The 10,227-nt window shown below is 63.9% G+C and carries 10 protein-coding genes; 4 read left to right on the top strand and 6 right to left on the bottom strand.

Annotated features, from left to right (window positions below; translation table 11 throughout):
• Nucleotides 1-584: 584 nt before the first annotated feature.
• Nucleotides 585-800: an isoleucyl-tRNA synthetase gene (locus B3446_RS04430; protein ID WP_224776916.1), complete on the bottom strand. Its 216-nt coding sequence runs from the start codon at nt 798-800 to the stop codon at nt 585-587.
• Nucleotides 801-1,059: 259 nt separating this feature from the next.
• Here B3446_RS04430 and B3446_RS04425 point away from each other — a divergent pair, with 259 nt between their 5' ends.
• The gene (locus B3446_RS04425; protein WP_175138309.1) at nt 1,060-1,983 is read left to right on the top strand and encodes a LysR substrate-binding domain-containing protein; all 924 of its coding nucleotides are present in this window, start codon (nt 1,060-1,062) and stop codon (nt 1,981-1,983) included.
• A gap of 155 nt (nt 1,984-2,138) precedes the next feature.
• Here B3446_RS04425 and B3446_RS04420 read toward each other — a convergent pair whose 3' ends face one another.
• Entirely contained in the window at nt 2,139-3,656 is a 1,518-nt protein-coding gene (locus B3446_RS04420) for an acetyl-CoA hydrolase/transferase family protein (RefSeq protein WP_291377958.1), read from the bottom strand.
• 247 nt (nt 3,657-3,903) lie between these two features.
• Here B3446_RS04420 and B3446_RS04415 point away from each other — a divergent pair, with 247 nt between their 5' ends.
• Both B3446_RS04415 and B3446_RS04410 read left to right on the top strand, forming a co-directional pair.
• The gene (locus tag B3446_RS04415; RefSeq protein ID WP_191578475.1) at nt 3,904-4,830 is read left to right on the top strand and encodes a LysR family transcriptional regulator; all 927 of its coding nucleotides are present in this window, start codon (nt 3,904-3,906) and stop codon (nt 4,828-4,830) included.
• A gap of 226 nt (nt 4,831-5,056) precedes the next feature.
• Nucleotides 5,057-7,471, top strand: coding sequence for a DUF3772 domain-containing protein (locus B3446_RS04410; RefSeq protein ID WP_291377956.1), 2,415 nt, complete (start codon nt 5,057-5,059; stop codon nt 7,469-7,471).
• Nucleotides 7,472-7,493: 22 nt separating this feature from the next.
• On the opposite strand, the gene B3446_RS04405 is transcribed toward B3446_RS04410, so the two are convergent.
• The 3 genes from B3446_RS04405 to B3446_RS04395 form a co-directional block, all read right to left on the bottom strand.
• On the bottom strand, nt 7,494-8,186 hold the full coding sequence (locus tag B3446_RS04405; protein WP_191578477.1) for a hypothetical protein: 693 nt from the start codon (nt 8,184-8,186) through the stop codon (nt 7,494-7,496).
• A 44-nt stretch (nt 8,187-8,230) separates the two neighbouring features.
• Nucleotides 8,231-8,707: a hypothetical protein gene (locus tag B3446_RS04400; protein ID WP_291377954.1), complete on the bottom strand. Its 477-nt coding sequence runs from the start codon at nt 8,705-8,707 to the stop codon at nt 8,231-8,233.
• Nucleotides 8,708-9,045: 338 nt separating this feature from the next.
• Nucleotides 9,046-9,423, bottom strand: coding sequence for a hypothetical protein (locus B3446_RS04395; RefSeq protein WP_291377952.1), 378 nt, complete (start codon nt 9,421-9,423; stop codon nt 9,046-9,048).
• A gap of 95 nt (nt 9,424-9,518) precedes the next feature.
• Between B3446_RS04395 and B3446_RS04390 the strand changes: the two genes are divergently transcribed.
• A complete protein-coding gene (locus B3446_RS04390) occupies nt 9,519-9,809 on the top strand; it encodes an antibiotic biosynthesis monooxygenase family protein (RefSeq protein WP_056570634.1) in 291 nt (96 codons plus the stop codon).
• A 38-nt stretch (nt 9,810-9,847) separates the two neighbouring features.
• On the opposite strand, the gene B3446_RS04385 is transcribed toward B3446_RS04390, so the two are convergent.
• Nucleotides 9,848-10,204 (bottom strand): nucleotide pyrophosphohydrolase, encoded by a 357-nt coding sequence (locus B3446_RS04385; RefSeq protein WP_291377949.1) that lies wholly within the window; start codon nt 10,202-10,204, stop codon nt 9,848-9,850.
• Nucleotides 10,205-10,227 lie beyond the last annotated feature (23 nt).

Here is a 10,227-nt window from a genome sequence, read left to right as displayed (position 1 = left end):
CTTCGCATTTTGCTTTGCTTTGCTTTCTTGCTGCGACCTCTTCAGGTCTCGCCAGGACTTTCGCCCTGCCCTAGCAGCTATCGAAACGTCAGGGTAAACCCTAATTTTTCAGCAACTGCCAAGCCCAAGACTATAGCACAATTTTTGCAGATCTTGCAACTGGCTTCTGCCTAATTTGCACCGATCTTTGCAATAACCGCGGAGCGCTCATTTCTGATTGCTGTTGCGGCAGGTGATGCCGGGATACCCCGCCTCGCCTGTTGCACTTGCTTGGCTTCGCGTCTCAAAAACTGTGTGAGCTGCGAAGGAGCGAGACTATAGCACAGAATTTCGCGCTGTCATGCGGGTGTCGCAAATTATGTTTCTCGCGCTGTAAAGATAAGGACGGCTCGCACAGGATCATCCGGAGCCTCCTGAATGTGGAGTGTGTGGCGGGCGCTCGTTCCCATCCACGGACGCGGACCATTCGAAAGGCGATCTCGGCGCTACATACATAGGCGCTCTATATATATACGCGCCGCACATGGACGCATCCCTGAGCCTTCGGGCCGAATTTCCGCACGTCGCGGCTGGTCCGTTTCCGGCTACCAACGAATGTAATCAATGTGGCGAAGACGGGAAAGTTCGCGCCGCACGCTGGCTTCGTTGATCAGCCATGGGGGTGCGCCCACGTCGCTGAGCAGGTGCGGCTCCATGTCCTTGGCCAGGTTGCGCATCCGCGCCGTGTTGCGCCTAGCGCAATACGCGTGCCAAATGCGCGTGAGGAAGCTGCGGTCCGGCGCTTGCGCGGTTTCCAACACGGCAGGCGTTGCAGGGACCGCGGGCGAAGGGCCGACGGGTGCAGACCGCGAAGGTATGGACGCGACAGGTACGGCCGTGGGCAAGGGTCCACGGGGCGTGCCGACCAGGGAAGAAGTGGGCATGAGAGGTTGCGCGGTCATAACGGGCTCCTTTTGTTCCGTTTTGGTAAGCGTAAACGCCCAAATAGCCGCTGAAAATCCAATTGTTTTGGCCTTATCGGTAAGCTACGATGACCAATATTTTAAAAATAGGCCTGCCATGCGGTTGCCGCTGAATACCCTCCCCGCTTTCCGCGTAGTTGCGGAACTGCAGAACCTGCGCGCCGCCGCTGAGCGGCTGCATCTGACACACAGCGCCGTGAGCCAGCAAATCAAGGTGCTTGAAGAGCAAATTGGCTTTCCGCTTTTCGAGCGTAGCGGCCGTGGCATCGTGCTGAACTCCGCCGGCGCGGCGTTGCTTTGCAGCGTGCAGGGCGCCATGGCGTTGCTCGACGAAGGGCTGATGGCGGCGAACGCGGCCGCGAGCGGACGCGAACAACGGTTGCGCGTGTCGGTATTGCCATCGTTTGCGCAGCGCTGGCTGTTGCCGCGCATGGCGCGATGGCGCGCCAGGCATCCGGAACTGGCATTGGAGATCGAGACTTCCCAACAGGTGGTCGATCTGGCGCGGGACGGCTTTCATGCCGCGCTTCGGATCGGGCAAGGGCCGTGGGCCGGGGTGGAGTCAGAACCGCTGTTTGATGTGCCGCTGCCGCTGATCGTGCTGGCGTCGCCTGAGACGTTGGCCGCCCTGCCCGACAATTCGCCCGAAACGCTGGCGCGGCAGCCTTTGCTCGGCGAACGCGAGCTTTGGCAGCATTGGTTCACGGCGGCCGGCTTTCCGACGCCGGTCACGCCCGTGGCGTCGTTCAATGATGCGGGGATGATGCTGCAGGCTGCCGAGCAGGGTCTGGGCATCACGCTCGGCCGTGAACTGCTGGCGGCCGATGCGCTTTGTGCGGGGCGGCTTGTACAGGTATCGCCCGTGCGCGTGCACTACGAGCTGGGGCAGACCTACCACCTGGTGTATCGGCCGAGCTTGCGGGATTGGGCGCCGCTGAACGCGTTCAAGCAATGGCTGCGCGACGAGCTGGAAATGTCGCGCCAGACCCTGGTGACCTCGAAGCCCGAGGACGAAAGCTAGGACTCAGGCGAAAAAAAAGGCAAAGCGGCGTACAGCTGCTTTACCTTGACCAAAACGCGGCGCCCGGCAGGACCTTGCCTGGAACAGCCTGGTTTCGCTTCGCTCGAAATCCCAGGCGGACGCCGCGACGGCGGCAGTCAATCTTCAATCCCGCTTCAGGCCGCCTTGCGCGCCGATGCCGCGACGGGCTGCATCGAGTCGGTTTCATTGAACCGCTGGTGCCACGAGAATGCTTCTTCCAACAGATGCGGTGTCTGGCCGCCACGGGCGCAGGCACGATCGAAATAATCTTGTAGCGCGTCGCGGTACGACGGATGCACGCAGTTCTGAATGATGGCGCGGGCGCGCTCGCGTGGCGCAAGGCCGCGCAGATCCGCCAGACCGCATTCTGTGACGAGCACGTCAACGTCGTGCTCCGTGTGGTCGACGTGGGACACCATTGGCACCACGCTGGAGATGTCGCCGTTCTTGGCCATCGACTTGGACACGAAGATCGCAAGATGGGCGTTGCGGGCGAAATCGCCTGAGCCGCCGATGCCGTTCATCATGTGCGTGCCGCCAACGTGTGTGGAGTTCACGTTGCCGTAGATGTCGAACTCCAGCGCCGTGTTGATGGCGATGATGCCCAGGCGCCGCACGATTTCGGGTGCGTTGCTGATTTCTTGCGGACGCAGCACGATGCGTTGGCGGTAGTGCTCCATGTTGGCGAGGATCTTCTCGTACACGGGCTTGGATACGGTGATGGACGACGCCGAGGCGAATGCGAGCTTGCCCTGGTCGAGCAATTCGATGGCGCTGTCCTGCAGCACTTCGGAGTACATGACCAGGTTCTCAAAATCAGACGATTCGAACCCGTGCAGGACCGCGTTGGCAATGGTGCCGATGCCTGCCTGCAACGGCAGCAACGCGTTGGTCAGGCGGCCGGCATCCACCTCGCCGCGCAGGAATTGGTTGATGTGACCTGCAATGGCGTTGGTCTCGGTATCGGGCGGCAGCGCGTTGGAGGGGCTGTCAGGCTCTTGCGTGATGACGATGGCAGCGATCCGGGCAGGATCGACCTCAATGCAGGTCTGACCGATGCGCTGGTCCGCGGACACCAGGCCGATGGGCTGGCGGGCGGGACGGTCGCCGGGAACGTAGATATCGTGCAGGCCTTCGATGGCGGCGGGCACGCTCATGTTCAGTTCCACAATGATCTTGTCGGCCTGCTGCACGAACGATGCGGAGTTGCCTACCGACATGGTCGGCACGATCGCGCCGGATTCCGTGATGGCGGCGGCCTCGATGATGGCGACGTTGATGGGGCCCAGATGGCCCGCCCGCAACTGCTCCACCGTTTCGGACAAATGCTGGTCGATGAAGGCGATTTCACCCTGATTGATCTTGCGGCGCAGGGTCGTGTCGACCTGGAACGGAAGACGCCGTGCCAGCGCATTCGCCTGCGCCAGCATCTTGTCGGTGTCGTGGCCGAGTGATGCGCCCGTGATCAAGGTGATGGCGAGCGGATCGCGTTCTGCGCGCGCCGCCAGCGCGGCGGGCACCGACTTACAGTCGCCTGCCCGAGTGAATCCGCTCATTCCGACGGTCATTCCGTCCTGAACCAGTAAGGCGGCCTGTTCGGCTGAAGTGATCCTGGCGTGCAGGTCGGCGTTACGGATCCGGTCGAAAGGCATGGTGTCTCCAAATTCAAAGGCTGGCGGCTTAGGGCCGGGCGTAGCGGCAAGGGTCTGCAGCGCCCGGGCACCGTCTGACGCGGCGTTTCCCGAAGTCCCGAAGGCCGTGGATACGGGCGCCGGGACGATTTTTCGGCAGTATAGGAAGGCGAGAGCAAATCTCGTAATGACTTAAAATCATCCGTTCCAGTCGTTTTTTTCATCATTTGAGTTTTTCTCGCGCACGGCGCGGAGGGTCAGCTTTCCCATGGACGTGCGCGCATTGCGGTATTTCGTGGAAACCGTCAGGCATGCCAGCTTCACGCAGGCGGCCAAGGCCCTGTTCGTCACGCAGTCCACCGTCAGCAAGATGATCCGGCAACTGGAAGAAGAAGCCGGCACGCCGCTTCTGATCCGCGACGGGCACACCGCCCGTCCTACCGATACCGGCCGGGTCATGTATCAGCGTGGCCTCCAAGTGCTGGAGACGATGCGCCAACTGTCGGAAGAAATGCGGCAAACCGCGGAGCTGGGGCGCGGGGCTCTAGAGGTTGGTATCCCGCCCATGATCAATCTGTTGTTCACGCCGGTTGTGAAGCGGTTCCGCGAATTGCATCCCGGCATCCACCTGACCCTGCGCGAAGGCACGGGCCAGGCGGTGGAAAACCTGGTGGCCAGCGGCGAACTGGAGGTCGGCGCCACCATCCTGCCTGTCGCCCCCGACGGCGGTCTGGCCGCGCAGGCGTTTGGCAGCTATCCGATCTGGGTGATCGGGCCGCCAGACGCGCCGTGGGCCGGAAAGACGTCGCTGCCGCTGAGCGCGCTGCGCGAGGCGCGGCTGCTGATCCCCACCGACGACTTTGCAATCACCCGGCGGCTGCGGCAGGCGTTTGCCGATGCGGGCCTGCAGCCCAGCATCGCGGCGCAAAGCGCACATTGGGATTTTCTGGTGGCCATGGCTTCGGCAGGACTTGGCGTGGCCCTCTTGCCCGAACCGCTGATGCAGCGGATGAAGACCCGCGGCCTGAGTACCGCGAAGCTTGCGAAGTCGGGCATCCAGTGGGAAGTTGGCCATATCTGGCTGCAGTCCGGCTATCTGTCGTTTGCCGCGCGTGCGTGGTTGCAGGTCTGCGACGCGGTGCTGGGCAAGCCTCGCACGCGGGCTGCGCTGGCGTCCGGACGCCAGCCGAAGTGAATCCAAACGTTCGGCTGGTAAACAGGCGTTGCGAGGGCAGTCATGGCCAGTCGGCCTGCTGATCTGTCCGGCCAAATCCGGCCCCAATTTCCCGGCCCGCTAACGTGATCAAGCCCACGAACAAGCACCCTAAAAAATACAGGGACGCAACACCAGTTTTTGTTGCAACGGGTGAGGCGGCGGCTTGTTATGCTGCCGCCTCCACGCGAGCAACTCGCCCCAAAACATGATCCCGACCACGCCCACTCAGCCCTTTCGCGCCCGCCTCGTCCGCGCGCCCAACCTGGCGGCGCTGCTTGCTGCGCTGCTGCTGGTCTTCTGCTTCCTGCCCGCCTTTGCGGCGCCCCCCGCCGCCCCCGCCGACACCGAAGCCGTTCTGGGTGCGGCCCGCAAGCAGATCGACGAGATCCGAAAGCGGGTCCCCGACGAAACGGACGACGCCGTGCTGCTCAAGCAGCGGGGCGAGGCGCTGGACATCCAGTCCAAGGCAGACGCCGCAACTGAAGCGCTGACGCCGCAACTGGCCAGCGTGACTGCACGCCTGAGCGAACTGGGCACGCCGCCGGACGGCGCGAAGGAAGCGCCGGATGTGGCGGCGCAGCGCGCCCAGCTGGAAAAGAATAGCCGCGCGCTGGACGCGCAGATCAAGTTGGCGCGGCTGCTGTCAGTGGATGCCGGCCAGACGGCTGAACAGATTTCAGCCCAGCGGCGCAAGCAGTTTCAGGCACGCTTGGGCGAGCGTCGCGACTCCTTCCTGTCGGGCCAGTTCTGGGCCGAATTCCGCCAGGAGTTTCCCCGGGATCTGGAACGGCTTGAAGCGTTGCGCGACGACCTGTCCACCGCCGTGGGACAGACGCCGAAATGGGGTTGGCTGCTCCTGACGGTCGTTGCCGGTCTGGCAATTGCACTGCGCGTCTGGGTTGGCCGGTATCTGCTGCGGCTCACGGCGACCCGAGTGCCGCCCGGACGGCTGCGCCGATCGTTTCTGGCCGTGGCCCTCGTGGCGCTTGCGGTCGCCACGCCTGGCGTGATCGCCTTGCTTATCCAGACCGGCCTGGACTGGAGATCGCAACTATCGGACAGCACCGATTCGCTCCTGACCAACCTGGTAGCCACGGTCTGCTTCGGCGGCTTCGTGTCGGGGATGGGCTACGCCTTGCTGTCCACCAATCGTCCGTCCTGGCGCCTGCCGCCGGTCAGCGACATCGTGGCGAACCGGCTGCGCTGGCTTCCCGGCACGCTAGGCGTGCTGGTGGTCCTGATCTGGCTCGCGGAACGATTGCCCGTCCTGCTGGACGCCAGCCTGACCACGACCATCACCCTGACCGGCATCGTGGGCGTGCTGAGCATGGCGTTGCTTGCAGCCGTGCTGTTCATCGGCCGCCGCCTGCGCCGCCAGGTCATGCAGGACAGCGAAGCGCCGATTCCGCTGTGGGTCTCGCTGATGCTGGCCGCCATCTGGACGGTGCTGATCGTCAGCCTCGCCAGCCTGCTGCTCGGCTACGTGGCGTTCGGCAGCTTCCTGGTCAAACAGGTGTTGTGGGTGCTGATCGTGCTGGCGTCGGCCTACCTGGCCTCGACGCTGGTCGAGGACGGTTTCAGCACCTTGCTGGGCACGGCGCACCGCGAAGGCGGTGAAGGCGAAGGGCCCAGCATGCGGGATCAGGCCGCGGTGCTGCTGTCCGGCCTGGGGCGCGTGGCCATCGCGCTGCTTGCCATCATTCTGGTGTTGGCGCCGTTCGGCGAAGCGCCGATGGATCTGGTGCAGCGCTTTGACCAGCTTCGCAAGGGCCTGGCCATCGGCGAGGCGCAGATCCGGCCCGGCGCGGTGCTGCAGGCGTTGATCGTGCTGGCGCTGTCGCTGCTGGGCGTGAAGATGCTCAAGCGCTGGCTATCCAATCGCTATCTGCCCACCACGGAGCTGGACCCGGGCATGCAGTTGTCGGCCGCGACGCTGTTCGGGTACGGCGGCTTCGTGCTGGCCGTGGCGTTGTCGCTGTCGGCCGCAGGAATCGGACTGGAAAGGGTCGCGTGGATCGCGAGCGCGCTGTCGGTGGGTATCGGTTTTGGCCTTCAGGCGGTGGTGCAGAATTTCGTGTCGGGCCTGATTCTGCTGGCCGAGCGGCCGGTGAAGGTGGGCGACTGGGTATCGCTGGGCGGCGTCGAAGGCGACATCCTGCGCATCAATGTGCGCGCCACCGAGATCCAGATGGGAGACCGGTCGACGGTGATCGTGCCCAACTCCGAATTCGTGACGAAAACGGTGCGCAACGTGACGCGGTCCAATCCGCTTGGCCTGGTGCAGATCAAGCTGCCCATGCCCTTGTCGACGGATGCCGAGCAGGTGCGTGAACTGATGCTGCAGGCGTTGGCGGATCACGAAGACGTGCTGGAGTCGCCGGCGCCCAACGTCTTCCTGGACGGTATCGACGCAGGCCATCTGATCTTCAATGCAAGGGGCTATGTGTCGTCGCCGCGAGCAGCGTACGGGGTGCGCAGCGCGCTGCTGTTCACGGTGCTCAAGCGCCTGGACGAGGCCAAGCTTGAAGTGTCGTCCCCGCCGACCATGCTGCTCGCGTCGGCGCCGGAACCCGCGCAGACGCCTGCGCCCGTCGCGGTCCCCCCGCCCGCCACGCCCTGATTGCCTTCATGCGCAAGCCGCTTCAGCCGGGCGAGTACAGGTCGGCAAACTGTTGCCGCTCCACGCGAGGGTTGCGCAGTGGCGGCGCGGTGAACGCGGCGCTGCGGGCTGACAACACCGGATAGCCCTGCACCACCGGCGTTGCCGCCGCCTGCGGCAGCGCGGGCGCCGTGCCAGCAGTCTGGACGGGCGTCTGCGGCGCGACCTGCGCCACGGCGCCGCTGTCGAACCGGTGGTCCGCCGTCGTCAGCGCAGGGTTAGTGCAGAGCCCCTGCGCCACCAGCGCCGCCTTGGTGCGATCGTCGGTCTGGCACAGGATGTCGATGGCCGCAGTTTCCAGACGCCGGGAGCGATCCGCGTCCTTGGTCGATGCCGCCGCCTGCATCGTGCGCTCGAAGTTGCGGCGCAGACTGCATTTCTGGTCCTCGATCGGAATCGCGACGTTCATCCCGAAACCCACCACGGAACCGCCGCCGCCCGCTGACACCATGCAGCTGTCCGACGAGAACGAGCCGTAGAAGCTCTGGCCGCCAACCGGCGGGGCGCTGCGCAACGTGCTGGTTCCGCTGTTGCTTGAGTTCAGTGTGATGCCCTGGTTGTTGCCCGCGTTGGTCGACCCGGACGATGCCGACGTCGTGGAACTGGACGTGCTGGTCTGCGCTCCCGCCGACATGGCGGCGAGCGACAGGGAGATGGCTAGAACGATGCTCTTCATGATGTCCCCTCGCCCGGACGGCCGAAGCCGTCCGGATAATTGGGTCAGCGATTGAACCCAACGACATGGCCCACCGGGCCGACGCCGTGTATCGACCCGAACGCGCCGATATTTGCCGCGTGGAACGAGCCCGTCGCCGAGGCGCTCGTATCCGTCTTGCCGAACGTCGCGCCGCCGTTGGCGATGCTGTCGCCGACCATGATCGGCGCGTTGCCCGACACATGCCCGTACGACTCGCTATTGGCGTACTGCCGCGTGCTGGTGACGACTTGCGTACCGTCGCGGCTGAAGGATCCGCCGACTTCCGCGATGCCACCCGTGCTGCCGAACGACGTCTGGCTCGACGAGCCGTAGCCGTTCACCTGGGTGGCCACCACCGAACTGCCGGTGGAGATGGACGAAGCGGTACCGTTGATGGCGCCGGCGTGACCGGTCACCGAACCGCCGACCTGGCCCGGGCCCGTGGCGTAAGCCGATACGGCAAACAATGACAACGCGGCGACTGCTGCGAGCTTTTTCATTTGAGCTCCTCCTGATCCGTCTGCACGGATGCACAGGTGCCGGAGACCGACCGGCGCGGACCGTTACTACCCAGGAACTGCGCCCTTGCATTCGCAGGGCGTGGGACTTTCGTATTGGTACGGAATGATTGCGCCGTCCTAGGCAGGTCGGTATCGGTTAAACGAACGACCGGGTCTTTCTGGAGGATGGACTCGCGAATTACACAAACCTGAAAGCGGAGATACCAGCTTCGCGCGGCCATGCGTATGGATGACGCAATACGTCCGTCAAGCCCCGCTTGCGGGCGGGTTTCAACTCAAAGGATGGGGGCCGCGCGCGTGAGGCTCACGCGTGATATCTAGCGCGCCAGGCGTAGCAGCCAGCCGGTCTCGCGGCGCGCCAGCATCAGGTCCACGGCCACCAGCACAAGCAGGAAGCCGCATTCGGCCACGTACAGATTGGCAAGCACCTGATAGCTGCCCAGCAGGACAATGCCGGTCACGCCCGCAAGATACGCGGGCCAGGCGGGCGGCAGCCCGGTCGCAACGCCGCTTGGGCGGCGCGACAGGCATAGCCACGCGACGAGCGGCAAGCCCAACATCGACAGCGGAATATAGATGGCGATGGCAGACAGCAGCACCGCGACGCCGAATTGCGTGTGCAGGTACAGGGACATCACGGCAATGATGCCGACGGCGACATACCAGAGCAGGCGGACGGAAATGAGACGAGTCAATGTGACGGCTCGGTGATTCATGAAACGGGCTGGAATCGAGGTTTTCGGCCATACTACTCCCGCCTTGCTTACCCCCATCAATCGGAGACCAAGCCATGATTCAGGAGATTGCCAGCATCCACGTCCGCGAAGGACAGGAAGCGCTGTTCGAAGCCGGTGTTACCCAGGCGAAGCCGCTTTTTCTGCGCGCCAAGGGCTGCCATGGCATGGAACTGTACCGCAGCATCGAGCAGCCGCAGCGCTACACGCTGGTGGTGGATTGGGAAACGGTCGAAAACCACATGGTGGATTTCCGGGAATCGGCCGACTTCCAGGAATGGCGCAAGCTGGTCGGCGGCTTTTTCGTTGAGCCGCCACAGGTTCACCACGAGCAAAAAGTGATTTGAACGTTCGGTGCCGGTCCAGCGGCTGCGCGGACCGGCGCTTATTCTTCCGGGGGCTCGTTGTATTTGCGAGCGCTGCGCCGGAACGCATCGGCGGGATACTTGTTGGCGTTCTTCACCATCTTGCCGGCAACCGCCTGCGCGATATCAATGCCAAGCTGATCCGCCAGGGCCACCAGATACATCTGCACGTCGGCGATCTCGTCCGCGGCGTCCGCAAGCCGGGCAGCCGGCAGATTGCGCGACTCGTCTTCATCCAGCCACTGGAACAACGACACGAGTTCGCCCGTTTCCCCCGCCAGCGCCATCGCCAGATTCTTGGGCGAATGGAATTGCTGCCATTCGCGTTCAGCCGTGAACCGGCGCACGGCGAGGCGGATTGCTTCCAGGTCTGACATGGGAACTCCCAAAGAAATGGCGC

This window comes from Achromobacter sp. UBA5777, assembly GCF_002418565.1.
GTDB lineage: Bacteria > Pseudomonadota > Gammaproteobacteria > Burkholderiales > Burkholderiaceae_B > Achromobacter > Achromobacter animicus.
Note: the sequence above shows the minus strand (reverse complement) of the source record. Positions and strands in the feature narration are given on the sequence as shown.

Bases quoted from the DNA above. Each gene is read 5' to 3' on its own strand.
- B3446_RS04420 (WP_291377958.1), bottom strand. From the start codon at position 3,656: ATGCCTTTCGACCGGATCCGTAACGCCGACCTGCACGCCAGGATCACT.
- B3446_RS04405 (WP_191578477.1), bottom strand. From the start codon at position 8,186: ATGAAGAGCATCGTTCTAGCCATCTCCCTGTCGCTCGCCGCCATGTCG.
- B3446_RS04385 (WP_291377949.1), bottom strand. From the start codon at position 10,204: ATGTCAGACCTGGAAGCAATCCGCCTCGCCGTGCGCCGGTTCACGGCT.
- B3446_RS04425 (WP_175138309.1), top strand. From the start codon at position 1,060: ATGCGGTTGCCGCTGAATACCCTCCCCGCTTTCCGCGTAGTTGCGGAA.
- B3446_RS04415 (WP_191578475.1), top strand. From the start codon at position 3,904: ATGGACGTGCGCGCATTGCGGTATTTCGTGGAAACCGTCAGGCATGCC.
- B3446_RS04410 (WP_291377956.1), top strand. From the start codon at position 5,057: ATGATCCCGACCACGCCCACTCAGCCCTTTCGCGCCCGCCTCGTCCGC.
- B3446_RS04390 (WP_056570634.1), top strand. From the start codon at position 9,519: ATGATTCAGGAGATTGCCAGCATCCACGTCCGCGAAGGACAGGAAGCG.
- B3446_RS04400 (WP_291377954.1), bottom strand. From the start codon at position 8,707: ATGAAAAAGCTCGCAGCAGTCGCCGCGTTGTCATTGTTTGCCGTATCG.